We start from the raw sequence: 15,530 nt of genomic DNA, 5'->3' as shown, positions 1-15,530 counted from the left end.
AGATGGCAGTAAAACAACAAGGCCCGAAGAATCCGGCGCCCAAAGAATGGCTTTCAGAAACGTTAAGCCAGGATTATATTGCAGATTATAAACCGTTTAACTTTGTTGATGGCGAAGGGGTGCGCTGTAGTTTATATGTGAGTGGCTGTATGTTTGCCTGTCCTGGTTGTTATAATCGGGTGGCGCAGAATTTTCGCTACGGTCGCCCTTATACAACTGAATTAGAAGACCAAATTATTGCTGATTTAGGGCAATCTTACGTTCAGGGCCTTACGTTATTGGGTGGCGAACCGTTCTTAAATACGAAGACTTGTTTATCACTTGTAGAACGGATACGGGCAACCTATGGTGATACAAAGGACGTCTGGTCGTGGACGGGGTATACGTGGGAAGAACTCATGCAAGAGTCTGATGATAAACGAGAGTTACTTTCTAAGATTGATATTTTAGTCGATGGGCGTTTCATGAAGGATCAAATGGATTTGACATTGCAATTTCGAGGAAGTGCCAATCAACGGATTATCGATGTTAAAAAATCATTAGTGGCTAAAAAGCCCGTTATATGGGCAAATTTAGTTCATTGAAAGTAATATGTAATGTAAAGTTATTAAAAATTTTATTTTCATTTTCGACCATTGGTATATCCCTAAAACGGATAAAAAAGAGCGTTAATCCATGATTAAAATGGGTTGGCGCTTTTTTTGGTTTTTGTGAAAGAATGGGCATTCATTGGTAATGAACACGGTCATCAGTTGACAGCAGTTAATGTAAACGCTATCATAACACTTGTAATAGCAATTATTTTTTAATTATGATTCAGGAAAAGGAGTGAGGTTAATGAATTCATTTATCAGTTTCATGGAGAAACGCTTTTTACCAGTTGCGGCAAAAGTTGGGAATCAACGCCATCTAATTGCCATCCGCGACGCCTTTGTGACAACGATGCCATTAATGATCTTGGGTGCTTTTGCAACTTTAATTAATAATTTGCCAATTCCAGCATATACTAATTTCATGAATAGTGTGTTTTCGAAGACGGTCGGTAAGGGCGCTGAAAAGGCCTATATCTGGACTAAATTCGGGGGCAATGCTTGGAGTGGAACATTTGCAATTCTTTCCGTGTTCATCGTATTCTTGGTCGCTTACAATTTAGGTAAGTCATATAATATCAATCCACTAGCAGCCGGCGTAACAGCTTTAGGTGCATTCTTTGCTGTTGGCGGCCTTGCAGGGATGGATTCGATGGGTTTGTTCGTTGCTTTAATCGTTGCAATGATTTCAACAGAAATTCTCAGACGTTTATTAGGCAACAAACACTTAGTCATTAAGATGCCTGATGGGGTTCCACCGGCAGTTTCCCAATCATTTGCGGCATTATTGCCATCAATGATTACCATCGCGATTTTCTCGTTATTTGCAACCATTCTACTAGGCTTTGGTGTTGAAAACATTGTGACATCATTCTACAAAGCTGTACAAGAACCATTCCAAGGACTTGCAAACAGCTATCCTTCAGCATTATTATTAGCATTCATCACCCCATTCTTATGGTTCTTTGGGTTACACGGCGCTAACATGATTGAACCATTCATGCAAACAATCAATGCCCCCGCGATTACAGCTAACTTAAATGCCATTAAAGCTGGTAAGACTGCACCTTACATTGTTAACAAACCATTCTTCGATTCATTTGTTAACTTAGGGGGAACTGGTGCCACATTAGGGCTAATTATTGCAATTTGGTTAGTCGGTCGCAAGAATAAACAATATTCAATTGTAGGGAACTTAAGTGCTGCTCCTGGGATCTTTAATATCAACGAACCATTAACATTTGGTTTACCAATTGTATTGAATCCAATTTTATTCATTCCATACATTGCAACACCGATGGTAATTGTAACCATCGCTTACTTTGCAACGAGTACCGGTTTAGTGCCCGCTGCAACGGTTATGCCACCGTGGGTAACACCGCCAATTATTGGCGGGGTTATTGCAACGGTTAGTTGGCAAGGTGGGGTCTTAGCAGCCTTGAACTTATTGGTTTCAGTTCTCATTTACTTACCATTCATCAAGATTGCCACAGATATGGCTTTAAAAGAAGAAATAGCTCGTGATCAAGCGGCTTAAGTCACAAAAAAGGTCCGCCATTAATGGGGGACCTTTTTTAGTGCCGATTATGAATGAGGTGATTCACTTGCAATGGTGACGTGCCCATCTTGAACGCGATCAATAACGATATTTCTCGAAATCTGACCAGCGGTTTCATCGGTTAGATAGTTGATATTATCGCGCATCTTAGAGGTGAGCCAACTTTTAGGGGGTAGTCATTTGAGCAATATTTGCAACGGTGATGTTGTCAGACAGGCCATTTTTAGTTTGTTTAGAGAGGAGTTGTTTATTAAACAGCCAAGTCTGTGAATCGGCCGCGAGGGCTTTTTTAGTTGTTGCACGAGTGGCGTCGATCGTAGTGGTTGACTGCGCGAAAGGAGCCGTTTTTTTAGCTTGGTAACCTACTAGAAATGCCATGGTTAAAAGTGGGGTGATCAAAATTATTTTGCGCATAGTAAGGATCCGTTTCGTTAATCTGTGGGATGGGTTTTGCCAAATAGGTTAGAATCGTCTTCTGAGTTGTAATAACTTAAAAATGGGAAGAGTAATTTAAACGTTGAGCCACTACCCGGTTGGGAGACAACGGTGAGTTCGTGCCCCAGTTTTTCACTTAAGGCCCGTGCAAGATAGAGGCCTAAACCGGTTGAACGTTGGTTAGAATAGCGCCCATTTTGACCGGTGAATCCTTTATCGAAAATCCGCGGTAGGTCTTCTGCGGGAATCCCAATTCCTGTATCAATGATCTTCAGCCAAACCCCTTGTTCATCACGTTCAATTTGAACTGTAATTTGACCACCATCAGGGGTATATTTTAACGCATTGGAAATAATTTGATTCAAGATGAAAGACAGCCATTTAGCATCGGTTAAGACGGTTTGTTCGGCACCAAGCAGTTTAAATTGGATATGTTTTTGAATAAAATAATTGCGATTTTCGCGAATGATTTGGTTGACTAACGGTTTTAGATCGTATTCTTGCACTAAGTAGTCCTTAGAAAAACTATCGAGACGTGAGTAGTAGAGTACCTGTTCAACATAGTGTTCAATTTGGACCAGTTCATCGGTTAATTGATTGAATTTATCTTCTGGAATCTGGTTTTCGATGGATTCAATGAGTAATTGCGTGGCCGCCAGAGGGACCTTACTTTCGTGCACCCAGCCATCAATGAAATTCTTTTGATCTTGTTGAGCGGAAATGAGCTGATCAATGCTTTGTTGATGATAGGCCAGTAGTTGATTAACGTAGTGTTGAATGAATTGCTTTTCAGCTGAAGTGGCTCCTGTAAGCGGCCAATTTAGACTATCTTCTTTAGCATCTAAGCGGGCTTGAATGGTGCGGTACCACTTGAGATGGTAGACGTATAAACCAACTAAAAAAGCGCAGAAAAAAAGCGCCAATAGTAAGTCAAGGTATAAAAGTGTCGCTTTAGCAAAGCGCATACTAGGGTCGAGCCATAAGATAATATCTAGGACAAGCATGCCGCCGAAGAAAAAAGCGATATGAAATAAATGATCACGTAAGAACTTTTTAAACGTCATAATAACTCCTTAAGGAATAATATAGCCTTGGCCAATTTTCGTTTGAATGTAGTCTTTTAAACCAGCACTTTCGATTTTCTTGCGGAGGCGGTTAATATTGACGGTTAGGGTATTGTCATCGACAAATCGTTCATCATCCCAGAGAGCGCGTAATAATTTTTCACGACTGACAATCTGACCGTGTTGGCGCATCAGAAATTGGAGGAGCTTATATTCATTTTTGGAAAGATCGATGGTGGTTTCGCCAACTTGCGCTCCGCCGTTTTGAAGATTGATCATTAAACCGTTATGTTCAATGATATCGGTGTTTTGATCAACGTAGTTGTAAGTTCGCCGTAAGAGGGCGTTAATTTTAGCGATTAAAACTTCCATTGAAAAGGGTTTATTGACAAAGTCATCGCCCCCCATGTTCATCGACATCACCATATCCATGTTAGTGCTACGACTAGAGATAAAAATAATTGGTACTTTAGATACTTCACGAATTTTGCGACACCAATAGAACCCGTCATAAACAGGAAGGTTGATATCAAGCAAAATCAGGTGGGGTTTATCGGTTAAGAATTGGTCGAAGATGGTATCGAAATCGGTAGTGATATTCGCGTGCAATTGCCACTTATTTAAGTTCTCAGCAATTAAATTGGCAATTGTTGGATCATCTTCAACAATCATAATTTCAAACATAATAAATTCTCCTCATACATAGATAAGTTTATACTAACCACTTTCACTAGAAAAGACAACCAACTAAGGTCGTAGTTATAAAATGGGCTTTTGCGGTCAATTCTGCTAAAATGAATACCAATTAGTTAAGGGATGTGGGAAAATGGCAGTCGTATCAGTCCAACAAGTTTCGAAAGTCTACGGGCACCGGTTTAGCCTTGTTAATGCGCTTAATAATATTTCATTTGATATAGAACCGGGGGAGTTTGTCGGCATTATGGGCCCGTCAGGCGCTGGTAAAACGACCTTATTAAATATGATTGCGACTATTGATCGACCAACGCATGGACAAGTAATCATTAAAGATCAAGTTGTGAGTCGGATGCGTGAAGCCAAACTTGCTAATTTCCGGCGGCAAGATTTAGGCTTTATTTTTCAGGATTTCAACTTACTGGATTCATTGACAGTGCGGGAAAATATGTTACTTCCCTTGGCACTTGATAAATTAAGTGTACCAGTGATTGAAAAACGGTTGGATAAAGTTAGTCGGGTCTTGGGGATTAGTAGTCTACTAGACCGTTATCCAGATGAAGTTTCCATTGGTCAACGGCAACGAGTGGCATGTGGTCGCGCGATGATTACCAATCCGACTTTATTATTGGCCGACGAACCGACTGGCAGTTTAGATTCTAAATCAGCCACGGAGCTCTTACAATATTTAACCGTGATTAACCGTCAGGAAAAGACGACGATTTTATTGGTCACCCATGATGCGTTTACGGCTAGTTATTGTCGGCGGATACTGTTCATTAAAGATGGGCAATTATTCTCAGAAATCGTCCGCAATGGTGATCGGCAACAATTCTTCAATCAAATCATTGATATGCAAGCAACGATAGGTGGGGGAGGCCGATTTAATGCTGTTACACCTAACCGTTAGAAACGCGATTAACCATGCACGCGACTATGCAGCTTACGTCATTGCTTGTGTTGCCGCGATTGTGGTTTATTTTTGTTTCACCTCGATTCAAACTGCGCCAATCTTTAAGCATCTTAAAATGGTTGGCGAATCCTTTGCCTTTGATCGGATGATCCAGGTCGCAGGTTTAATTATTTTACTATTTGCCGCCTTTTTTTTGGCGTATGCTAACTTATTTTTCATTAAAAAACGGCGGCGAGAGATTGGCGTTTTAAGCGTTATCGGGGTCACTAAATTTCAAATTAGCTTACTTTTTTTCTTTGAAAGTTTAATTATCGGCGTGATTGCTCTGATTATCGGGTTGTTATTCGGGATCCTTTTTTCAAAATTATTCGCAATGTTATTATTACGCATGATGGGCATTGCCGTGGCCATGCCGTTTTTAATTTCATGGCGGGCTATTGAACAAACGACGGTTACCTTTGGTAGCTTATTCTTGTTGACTGGTTTTTTAAATAGTACGCTGATTTATCGATATCAATTAGTGACATTGCTGCAACCGTCTGCAGTGAGTCGGAAAGTGCGCCGGCCGAACTGGCTGACTTATTTATGGGGGATTATCGCACCCGCATTGATCGTTAGTGGCTATTACTTAGCAGATCAGACGCTTGTTTTAATGCCTAATTTAGAACGGCACTATGGTTTTGGCATTGATTTGGTTTATTTACTGGCTATTTTATTATTTGAAATAATCGGGACATTGGCCTTTTTTCAAGCCTATACGCAAATTTGGTTACAGTTAGAACGGCATTGGAAACGACTTTATTATCGTGGGACGCATTTATTGAACGTTACGAATTTAAGTTTTCGCTTTAAAAAGAATGCGAAGATGTTATGGATGATTACGATTTTAAGTGCGGTGACCATTACCGCACTTGGAAGCGCGGCCATGATTTATACGTATGGTCAAGATACATTACGGCAGAACATCCCAGCGGATTTGATTTATACACAAAGTCAAAAGGCGGCGGTCGATAAAATCTTAACGCAATATCATGTTCGGCCGGTCAGTCAAACAGTCTCTTCGTTTAAACTGGTGGACGCCCGCTTTAAGGTTAACACACCGTTAACTCGGGAGGGCATCAAAATGGATGGGGCCGCGGTGATTATGCCGCTATCGCAATACAACCAAGTGATGGCACAACAGTTTAACCTACCGGCAACCAAGTTGGCGAAAAACACTGTGGTGACGATTATTAATCTGCCATTAACAATGATGAAGATGCCTCGTAAAGCAGGCGCCGGCATGTCACCAGACAAAGCGGGAATCCCGTTGCAACTTGACCAGTCTGGGCTTGCGGGTTTGCGGATTGTACACATCCGTAAATTGTTCCCCAATGGCGCTGATATGTTCTTTGAGGGTGGTTTAAACGTGATTGTGGCCAATGATGCTGAGTATCAACAAGTCCAAGCCACTTCAGTTGATCAAATCTATGCCGTTCAGTTCTCTGCTGCGCAACAAAAGCAAAAACAATTAATGCGCGATTTGTTCCGTCTATCGAAAAAGCCCAAGCAACAAGACTATTTAATCATGCATAAAAAAGCCGGACAGCCCCATTATGAAATTAAAACCACTAGTCAACGCTTAGAAGCGTTAAGCCGTCAATCGGTGTTGTTAAAAAAGCCAAATCGGGATATTGCCAACGCTAATTTTGGCTTTTATATGTATGTCGCAATTTTTATTGCATTAATCTTCATGTTAGCTACGGGCAGTATCATCATGTTGAAACAATTATCAGAAGCCCAAGAAGAGATTTTGCAGTATAAAACGTTGAAAAAAATTGGGATGAGTGATAGCGAGATTAAGCGCACGATTTATTTCCAAATTCTGATGCTCTTTTTATTACCAATTATTTTAGGATCAATGCATGCTTTTTTTGCAATTCGGTTATTGGGTTTGTTTTTGGATAATCCTGGGTTACAATTAGCCTATATTGTTTGCGGCCTGTTTATTATCATTTACTTTGTTTTCTATCTGATTACGGCCAATATCTATAATCGAATTGTGAACGCACCACTCAATAGTGAGGTGTTCTACTAAGCTCGGAGGGAAAGTTTTTGCAATTAGCTATGTACCGCGCAAAAGCGCGTCAATTATTAAAAGGCAACTGGCAGAAGATGGCCGCTTTAGTTGCACTTTGGTTGTTAGTCGAAATATTAGTTGACTCAGTCATTGAAGGGTTATTTGGCGCTAATTCATTTGGTTATCAGATGCTCAACACCTTTGCCAATTATTTCTTATACTTTATTTTTTTAAATGGGGTTTTTTTAGGTGTTTACAAAGTCAGTCAGAATAAATCCAGCAATTACCGGGATACCTTGTTGTTATTCCGACAACCGTTATACACACATTTAGTGGTGTTGAATCTTGTTCAACAGGTTTTGAATTGGATCTTACTATTAATCGGCTTAGCACCGTTTTATCGGCTGTTAGGATGGGATCGCGTATTGCGGTTCACTTTTAATGGCTTAAATTCCGTTGCCCCGTATCTACTAAACATCAGCCAACAGGGGACAATTTCTGAAAGTGTCTTATTATTTGTTATGATGATGTTGATTTTATCGTTATTGCAACCCGTTATTTTAACGTATTATCAGATTTTAGTACTGTTGAAGTTTGATTTACCGCAAGCGTCATTAAAATTAATCTTTAGCCTTTCATGGGTCATCTTAAAAGGGAATTGGCTGAGATTATTTGGGCTCACGTTATCATTTATTGGTTGGGAACTGGTCGTTTACATGACTGCTGGGCTAGGCCTTTTGTGGTTTTACCCATACTTAATTATGAGCGTTACGATTTTTTATCAAGAAGTTAAAGCTAAGAAAATTCAGGTGATTCAATAAAATGAAGCCCGTCATTCAAATGGATGGCGGGCTTTTTTTATTTAGTTAGCAAATATAGTGCGCGTAAGCCGCCGAATGCGCTACTATAGAAACTAGAAAGGTGGTCATTCAAAATGCAATTAACAATTTTAGGTTATTATGGTGGGTATCCATATGCCGGCGTCGGGACCAGTAGTTACTTATTAACCAGTGGGGCATATCATCTATTGCTAGATTGTGGGAGTGGGGCTTTATTGGCCCTTGAAAAACAATTTGATCCACTGCAACTGGATGCGGTACTTCTCACCCATTATCATCACGATCACATTGCTGATGTGGGGGTTTTACAATACTATTGGCAACTACATCAAGGGGCCAAAAAAGAACCCATTTTACCCATTTATGGGCACCTCCAAGACCCGCTCCACTTTGGCAGTTTGACCCAACCTGGTGTGACCCAGGGCTTTGGTTATCAAGAAGATACAAAACTCACGCTAGGACCATTGAAAGTAACCTTTAGACGGACCGTGCACCCAGTGCCAGCATTTGCTGTCCGAATTGAAGAACAAACGACGGGCCAGGTCTTAGTTTTTACTGCGGATACGGCATACTTTCCTGAATTAGCCGCTTTTTGTCAGTCCGCTGATTTACTGATGACGGATACGAATTTTCTTGAAGATCGGACGGGTAAAATGGCCCATATGACAACGACCCAATCTGGTCATTTAGCACAAGAAAGTGGCGCAGCAAAGATTTTATTAACGCATTTACCACAAGGTGTTTCGGCCGAAACGATACGGGTCCAAGCAAAAGCGACTGTTGGGGCGACGCCGCTAATTGTTGCCCAACAAGGTTTGACAATTGATGTCGGAGCGCGTAATATAAACAGCATTGAATAAACTTACAAAAAATAAGTGTATTTTCATTAGAAAGTAGCTGCTACTATAATTTTTTTTGAATGATAAAGATAAATGTAAAAAAAGAAAAATCAATAGCAAGTGAAGAAATTTAACGATAAACCGTTTTAATTGTACATTTAGTCTTTAAATGTCTATTTATTAATTATTAAAAAATAATTAATAAATTTAATTTTGGGGTGGTTTTCTAGTGCAAAGTCGCGTATAATAAAATTTGTAAGAGAGAAATGATTGTCTTAGTGTTAAGTAAGGCGTCATGTTAATAAAGGAGAGAGACATATGGTTACGTTATATACATCACCAAGTTGTACATCTTGTCGTAAAGCCCGGGCGTGGTTAGAGGAACACAATATTCCATACCAAGAACGCAATATTTTTTCGGAGCCTCTCAATAAAAATGAAATTAAAACAATCTTACGTATGACCGAAGACGGCACAGAGGAAATCATCTCAACCCGTTCTAAGGTTTTCCAAGAGTTAAACATTAAAATTGACGACTTATCGATTAACGAATTATTAGATTTAGTTCAAAAGAACCCAGGGCTATTACGACGTCCAATTATTTTGGATGAAAAACGGCTTCAGGTTGGTTACAACGAAGATGAAATTCGTCGTTTCTTACCACGTGAAGTCCGTGCGTTGGAATTACAACAAGCACAGTTACTAGCAGGATTCTAGAGAAGTGTCGGGGCTGTTAAAAGCCCCGGCTTTTTTGGTGGCTAAAAAACTAATGGCTGCGATGTAGTAGATACTTGAATGTTACGCCAGATACTGGTATGGTAAGTCAAAGAGAGTGAATTACGACGCTATAAGAAGCGCGTTAGAAAGGGGCGTTGTCCCATGAGAATGGAAAAAATCGACGATAATACAATTCGGGTTCTATTAGAAAATGATGATTTAGAAGAACGCGGGATTACTGGCCTTGATTTGTTAAGCAATCACAAAAAGATTGAGCGATTCTTCTATTCAATTCTGGAAGAAGTGGACAGTGAACACACATTTGCGAACAATGATGCAGTAACGTTCCAAGTGTTGCCTAACGATCAAGGGTTAGAATTGCTGATTAGTAAGAATATGCCAAACTTTGACGGTGGTAAAGGTCAATCAGAAATGGTGCAAGGCAAAGATGGTATTACTGAATACATTAAAGAGCAACTATTAAAGCGCGATACAATCCAAGATGACGTGACTGAAGAAGCGGATGAAATGACCGCTTATATGAATCAACCGGATAATCCAATGAAACAAATTGTATTATCATTCAAGTCATTTGACGATTGGGTTGCTTTGGCCCAACAATTACACATCGAAAGCGGTGTGTCGAACCTATTTCTTTACAAACATCAGTATTATGCCCAGATTATTATCTTTATGGAGAATACGACCGAAGCTTTTGCAAAGGATGATTTAGCGGTTGCTAATGAATATGGGCAGAAGTCAGAATACACAGCAGCTTTTTTGAATGAATTCGGTGAAAAGGTCATGGATAATAGTGCCCTTGAATTAACACGCTACTACTTTAAACGTTAAAAATAACGGGTTTTCCTAAATTTAGGAAAACCCGTTTTTTTTTTGCGTATTTTTGGTGGGGTGATAAATGATGAAAGTTGCACAGACCATGAATGGGAGCTTAATTCGTGCTGATCAAGCAGCCAAACAACAGCGAGTAACGCGCTACTTCTGCCCCCGTTGTCAAAAAGCAGTGCAGTTACATTGTGGTGCGCACAAAGCACCATATTTTGCACATGTCGCAGAACATGTCCTCGGTGGTGGTGAGAGTTCGACCCATCAAGCGGGGAAACAGGCGATTGCTGAATTAGCACACGCGTTGGGCTGGCATGCCAGTTTTGAGGTGCCTGTCGGCGAGACACAGCGGGCTGATGTCTGGTTAACCCGGGATCAGCAAGCATTAATTATTGAATACCAATGTAGCCCATTGTCGCCAGATAAGTTAAATCAGCGAACAATTGGCTATCAGCAACGGCAATTACCAGTACGATGGGTGGTCGGCGAACGGTACTGTTTGACTAATCGTTATTTAAGTCAGCAACAGTTAGGGTTTATCAATTATCGGCGGCAGTGGGGGTTTTATGTTGTCAGTTATCTACCTAAACAGGGCCAATGGGTGTTATATCACCATATTGTTGCTCGTGATTTTGCGGGATATGCTTGGCAAACCCTACGATTAACTACTGAGGCGTTTGTGCGCTTGCTTGTAACACAAGTACAACTACCAGCCAATCATTATACGGGTAAGTCACAGGTGATTCAGCAGCAAGCGATTTGTCGACGGTTAGGACTGCAAGATGCCCATTATGTAACGTTACAGGCGGCTTGTTATACACACCATGAACGGTTACAAAATGTTCCAAAGTGGTGTTACTGCACGCACAACGTCCCACCAATTTATCAGGTCAGCCAGTTTGAAAGTCGTGTGACATGGTGGTTGAGTGGCCAACCAATTGATCATTTTTTAGCGGTAACGCCTTTATTGTATCAGCCGTTACTTAAGCAATCCTTATTTGTACACTGGGGGCAAGCGGCTTTAAAACAAGCCATCAAAAAAGAACCGGTGTCGTTTGACTGCCGGTTCTAAGATTGAGAAATAACATGTAAAGCGGCTCGTGAGAGGGCGCCTTTTTGTTTTTTGAGTGATTGGAAAGTCTCTTCAGGCGTTGTTTCAGCACAACAGGCTTGTTTCAAAAGTTCATATGAATCGCAATTTTCAATTAATAAGCCTGATTCGCCTTCATCTTTTGAATAGTTGAAGACCACTGCTGAAGGGGTTGTTTGAATGTTCATTTCACAAGATAGTTGTTGATCAGAATCAAATGCCTGTTTAGTGAGTGGACTATGCCAATCTTCAAGTAACATTTCGGTATCGAGTCCCACGCGTTTAGCAATGGTGAGAACTAATTCGTTATTAAGTTCCATATCCGGTTCACGGAAGGCTTGTTGAAGTTGCATTAGAAACGATTGGCTCTTCTTGCCCCCTTGGAAGGTTGCAGCTTTATAAGCGAGGACTGCTTCATAAATCGTGCTAAAGACATGATTCCGTAAGTTTAAATCATGACTATTTTGTTGTTGAAATTGCATGTAACGCTCGACGTTTTTTAAGTTTAAGACAGGAATAAACTTAAAATGAATATTTGCATCGGTTTCGCCGATGATTCTTAAAAGTGCCTCTTCAGAACGTAAACAAAGTTGCCCGATTGGGTTGATAAATAAAAACACTTCTAACAAATTCGTTTCCCCCAACTTTCTGTATTGGATTACTGTTCGACAAGCTTGTACTTGTCTACTCTAACAAAATTTTAAAATTATGCAATAAATTAGCTTGACAAATTTTAAGCTTGATGGATAAGGGCGCGCGCAATTTTATTGGGTGGTGTTTGTTCATTTAACTGATAGTGCGTGATAAATGTTTTAAACCAAGTTGCCCCTTTTTGAACGTTGGTGACTTCAATTTCGACTTCATAGTCCTGAGTTTCATCAGGATAGTGAGTGACATCAAGCGTTAACAATCCAGCAGCTAAGGCTGTGGTTTGGCGGTGCGTTGTTGCTTGCCCCCAGATGAACAATTCATTGAACAGCACGTTTTGGACTGCAAAATAAGCAACAATCTGTCCCGAAGACAATATGGTTTGTTGTTTGATTAAGTAGGCGGCCTGCTCAAGGGTTAGGCGATCAGTGATTTCAAGTAAACTATGGTCATTTTCGATACTTGGGACCTTTAATGTCTGTTCGGCATAGGTTTCAAAGCAGCGAATCCGTAATCCCCAGTGGCGCTTAGCTAATCCCTGTTCCGGCAGTTCGTAATAATAATTGGTTTGCACAAAGGGGGCCGCAAATGGATAGTCCGCTTGTAGTTGTGCAAATTGGGTTGCTGTCAACATCGCCTTAAATTCGCGTTCAATCGTTTTTGACATCGGTTGAGCTCCTTTTTAAAAAAGCAATATTATCATCGTAGCATAAAAAAGCAGACTTGTAATGAAATTTGTATTTCAGACGATTATTATTTATTCAATTCTAATCTATGTTAAAATAGTGCTGTATGTGACAGAGTGAATGAGGGGTTTATGATGGTCGAAAATTGGAAAAAGTTTTTAATGCCTTATGAACAGGCCGTTAGTGAATTAAAAATCAAATTGCGTGGGATGCGCAAGCAATACCAACAAAATAATGAACATGCACCCATCGAATTTGTAACCGGACGCGTTAAACCAATTGACAGTATCAAAGAAAAGATGCAACGCCGCTATATTACAGAAGATTTACTCGAACAAGATATGCAAGATATCGCTGGTTTGCGGATTATGTGTCAGTTTGTGGAAGATATCCACGAAATTGTGGGGCTTTTGCATCAACGAACTGATATGAAAATTATCGAAGAACGAGATTATGTTTCAAACGTTAAGCCTAGTGGTTACCGATCATATCACATTGTGATTGAATACCCAGTCCAATTAATCAATGGCGAAAAATTGATTTTAGCCGAGATTCAGATTCGAACAATGTCGATGAATTTTTGGGCAACAATTGAACATTCATTAAATTACAAATATCAAGGGGAATTTCCTGAAACGTTGAAGGCCCGTTTAAAAAGAGCGGCTGAAGCATCATTTATGTTAGATAAAGAAATGTCTGAAATTCGCGAGGAAATTCAAGAAGCACAACAACTCTTCTCATATGGGAAATGGCAAAATGCACTTGAAAAGGCAACTGAAAACGATTCTGAAGGAGAGACGCCAGATTGAGAGTAACGGTATTTAGCAATAACGGTAGTTCCTCCGTTCACGTTGCCAATCGCTTAACGCAAAAGTTGATCAATACAGGGTTTGTCATCGATGAGCAAACCCCTGATGTGGTTATTTCAGTCGGTGGGGATGGGACCCTTTTGGCCGCTTTTCACCGTTATGCTAGCGATTTAGATCATATCCGTTTTATTGGTGTTCATACTGGCCATCTTGGATTTTATACAGACTGGCGCGACTTTGAAGTCGACGATTTAGTGGTCGCTTTACAAGAAGATCTTGGTCAGAGTATTAGTTATCCATTACTGGAAGTAAAGATTGAATACGCTGATACGCATGAGATTAGTCGTAATTTAGCGCTCAATGAAGTGACGTTGCGCCGGTATGCAGCGACTTTGCGGACGGACGTTTACATTAAAGAGAATTTTTTTGAAAGTTTTAGAGGCGATGGGCTTTGTATTTCCACCCCTACTGGCTCGACGGCTTATAGCAAGTCGATTGGGGGGGCGGTTTTACATCCGCGACTAGAGGCGATGCAGATGACTGAAATTGCGTCAATTAACAATCGGGTGTACCGAACGTTATCGGCACCAATTGTACTGCCGTCAGATGAATGGTTATTATTGAAGCCGTCTAAGACAAGTGATTACGTTGTGACAATTGATCAATTCACATTTAAGGATCGACCAATTGCCTCGATGCAATTCAAAATTGCAAAGGAAAGAATACAATTTGCACGTTATCGGCATACCCATTTTTGGGATCGGGTCGAAGATGCATTTATTGGGTCAAAACATGAAATTTGAATGGCAATATCAAGATGCAGAAGGCTGTGTGTTACGGAATTTTTTACGGCGGCACAAGCTTTCTCGCAGTCAATTAACCAAAATTAAATTTGCAGGAGGCACAATCCTCGTCAATGGCCAAGAGGCACATACCAATGCCCAGCTGGTTCAAAATGATGTGGTAACTGTCTATCTCGCGCCAGAAGTGGCCGTCGAACACGTCATCCCGGTTAAAGGGGACTTGAAAGTGGTTTTTGAAGACGACCATTTTTTAGTGGTCGATAAACCGGCGTTCGTCGCATCTTTACCAGCGCCAAACCATCCCCACAATACAATGGCTAATTTTGTCAAACAATATTTGATTGATCAACAGGCTGAAAGCCAAGTGGTGCATGTGGTGACGCGACTCGATCGTGATACAAGTGGGTTGATGATGTTTACCAAGCACGGCTTTGCCCATAGTTTGTTGGATAAGCAACTCCAATCTAAAGAATTGCAAAAAACATATGTCGCGATTGCCAGTGGTGATATGCGCCGCGATTATCCGCAACATGCGTGGATTGATCGGCCAATTAAACGGTCAGATGATTTTTACATGCGCCGGGTGGTTGGTGCAGGTGGTAAACGCTCGTTAACCGAGTTTTGGCAAGAAGCCCATGGGATTGATGCAACCCTAGTTAAATTGAAGTTATTGACGGGGCGCACACATCAAATTCGGGTTCACTTTGCGTCATTGGGGCATCCATTAATCGGTGATAATTTATACGGGATTGCTGATGAACGATTACCGCGGCAAGCATTGCACTGTCGCGAGTTGACGTTTTATCATCCGTTTGAAGAACGGTATGTGACGGTTCAAAGCGCATTACCAGCTGATTTTCAAGCAGTCATGGAGCAACGCCAGTTAGCTTTTCCAGCAGATGAATTGAATAAAATTTGATTAAGGTTTCAATTTAAGTCGC

The 15,530-nt window shown here is 40.7% G+C and carries 17 protein-coding genes; 12 read left to right on the top strand and 5 right to left on the bottom strand.

What is annotated here, in order from left to right; genetic code table 11:
- Positions 1-2 precede the first annotated feature (2 nt).
- Both nrdG and J7Q78_RS05330 read left to right on the top strand, forming a co-directional pair.
- Entirely contained in the window at positions 3-584 is a 582-nt protein-coding gene (nrdG, locus tag J7Q78_RS05335; RefSeq protein WP_208421968.1) for an anaerobic ribonucleoside-triphosphate reductase activating protein, read from the top strand.
- Between the two features lie 253 nt (positions 585-837).
- A complete protein-coding gene (locus J7Q78_RS05330) occupies positions 838-2,127 on the top strand; it encodes a PTS sugar transporter subunit IIC (protein WP_154242416.1) in 1,290 nt (429 codons plus the stop codon).
- Positions 2,128-2,313: 186 nt separating this feature from the next.
- Here the strand turns inward: J7Q78_RS05330 and J7Q78_RS05325 are convergent, their stop codons facing one another.
- From J7Q78_RS05325 to J7Q78_RS05315, 3 genes are read right to left on the bottom strand one after another with little or no spacing between them, the layout of a single operon-like run.
- Positions 2,314-2,562 (bottom strand): hypothetical protein, encoded by a 249-nt coding sequence (locus tag J7Q78_RS05325; protein ID WP_208421967.1) that lies wholly within the window; start codon positions 2,560-2,562, stop codon positions 2,314-2,316.
- A 17-nt stretch (positions 2,563-2,579) separates the two neighbouring features.
- Positions 2,580-3,647 carry a sensor histidine kinase gene (locus tag J7Q78_RS05320; protein WP_208421966.1) on the bottom strand — a complete coding sequence of 356 codons (1,068 nt, stop codon included), beginning with the start codon at positions 3,645-3,647 and terminating at the stop codon, positions 2,580-2,582.
- 9 nt (positions 3,648-3,656) lie between these two features.
- Complete coding sequence (locus tag J7Q78_RS05315) at positions 3,657-4,331, bottom strand: response regulator transcription factor (protein WP_208421965.1); 675 nt, start codon at positions 4,329-4,331, stop codon at positions 3,657-3,659.
- A 142-nt stretch (positions 4,332-4,473) separates the two neighbouring features.
- Between J7Q78_RS05315 and J7Q78_RS05310 the strand changes: the two genes are divergently transcribed.
- The 7 genes from J7Q78_RS05310 to J7Q78_RS05280 all read left to right on the top strand — a co-directional run bounded on the left by J7Q78_RS05310 (position 4,474) and on the right by J7Q78_RS05280 (position 11,625).
- The gene (locus tag J7Q78_RS05310) at positions 4,474-5,250 is read left to right on the top strand and encodes an ABC transporter ATP-binding protein (RefSeq protein WP_208421964.1); all 777 of its coding nucleotides are present in this window, start codon (positions 4,474-4,476) and stop codon (positions 5,248-5,250) included.
- Positions 5,228-7,330, top strand: coding sequence for an ABC transporter permease (locus tag J7Q78_RS05305; RefSeq protein ID WP_208421963.1), 2,103 nt, complete (start codon positions 5,228-5,230; stop codon positions 7,328-7,330). Before J7Q78_RS05310 ends, J7Q78_RS05305 begins: the two co-directional genes overlap by 23 nt.
- A gap of 17 nt (positions 7,331-7,347) precedes the next feature.
- On the top strand, positions 7,348-8,133 hold the full coding sequence (locus tag J7Q78_RS05300) for a DUF975 family protein (protein ID WP_208421962.1): 786 nt from the start codon (positions 7,348-7,350) through the stop codon (positions 8,131-8,133).
- 113 nt (positions 8,134-8,246) lie between these two features.
- Complete coding sequence (locus J7Q78_RS05295) at positions 8,247-9,011, top strand: MBL fold metallo-hydrolase (RefSeq protein WP_208421961.1); 765 nt, start codon at positions 8,247-8,249, stop codon at positions 9,009-9,011.
- 297 nt (positions 9,012-9,308) lie between these two features.
- On the top strand, positions 9,309-9,707 hold the full coding sequence (spxA, locus tag J7Q78_RS05290) for a transcriptional regulator SpxA (protein ID WP_039098959.1): 399 nt from the start codon (positions 9,309-9,311) through the stop codon (positions 9,705-9,707).
- Positions 9,708-9,869: 162 nt separating this feature from the next.
- Positions 9,870-10,559 carry an adaptor protein MecA gene (locus J7Q78_RS05285; RefSeq protein WP_208421960.1) on the top strand — a complete coding sequence of 230 codons (690 nt, stop codon included), beginning with the start codon at positions 9,870-9,872 and terminating at the stop codon, positions 10,557-10,559.
- Positions 10,560-10,626: 67 nt separating this feature from the next.
- Positions 10,627-11,625, top strand: a complete 999-nt coding sequence (locus J7Q78_RS05280) for a competence protein CoiA (protein WP_208421959.1) — start codon at positions 10,627-10,629, stop codon at positions 11,623-11,625.
- Here J7Q78_RS05280 and J7Q78_RS05275 read toward each other — a convergent pair.
- Both J7Q78_RS05275 and J7Q78_RS05270 read right to left on the bottom strand, forming a co-directional pair.
- Positions 11,622-12,263 carry a DsbA family protein gene (locus J7Q78_RS05275; protein WP_235688065.1) on the bottom strand — a complete coding sequence of 214 codons (642 nt, stop codon included), beginning with the start codon at positions 12,261-12,263 and terminating at the stop codon, positions 11,622-11,624. The genes J7Q78_RS05280 and J7Q78_RS05275 overlap by 4 nt on opposite strands.
- Before the next feature lie 113 nt (positions 12,264-12,376).
- Positions 12,377-12,958: a CYTH domain-containing protein gene (locus J7Q78_RS05270; protein ID WP_154242406.1), complete on the bottom strand. Its 582-nt coding sequence runs from the start codon at positions 12,956-12,958 to the stop codon at positions 12,377-12,379.
- Positions 12,959-13,111: 153 nt separating this feature from the next.
- Between J7Q78_RS05270 and J7Q78_RS05265 the strand changes: the two genes are divergently transcribed.
- The 3 genes from J7Q78_RS05265 to J7Q78_RS05255 are packed head-to-tail and all read left to right on the top strand — an operon-like array spanning position 13,112 to position 15,508.
- The gene (locus J7Q78_RS05265) at positions 13,112-13,786 is read left to right on the top strand and encodes a GTP pyrophosphokinase (protein ID WP_154242405.1); all 675 of its coding nucleotides are present in this window, start codon (positions 13,112-13,114) and stop codon (positions 13,784-13,786) included.
- On the top strand, positions 13,783-14,589 hold the full coding sequence (locus tag J7Q78_RS05260; RefSeq protein ID WP_154242404.1) for an NAD kinase: 807 nt from the start codon (positions 13,783-13,785) through the stop codon (positions 14,587-14,589). The genes J7Q78_RS05265 and J7Q78_RS05260 overlap by 4 nt, the downstream gene beginning before the upstream one ends.
- Complete coding sequence (locus J7Q78_RS05255) at positions 14,579-15,508, top strand: RluA family pseudouridine synthase (RefSeq protein ID WP_154242403.1); 930 nt, start codon at positions 14,579-14,581, stop codon at positions 15,506-15,508. Before J7Q78_RS05260 ends, J7Q78_RS05255 begins: the two co-directional genes overlap by 11 nt.
- Positions 15,509-15,530 lie beyond the last annotated feature (22 nt).

It is taken from the genome of Latilactobacillus fragifolii (genome assembly GCF_905332535.1).
GTDB classification, from domain to species: domain Bacteria; phylum Bacillota; class Bacilli; order Lactobacillales; family Lactobacillaceae; genus Latilactobacillus; species Latilactobacillus fragifolii.
Note: the sequence above shows the minus strand (reverse complement) of the source record. Positions and strands in the feature narration are given on the sequence as shown.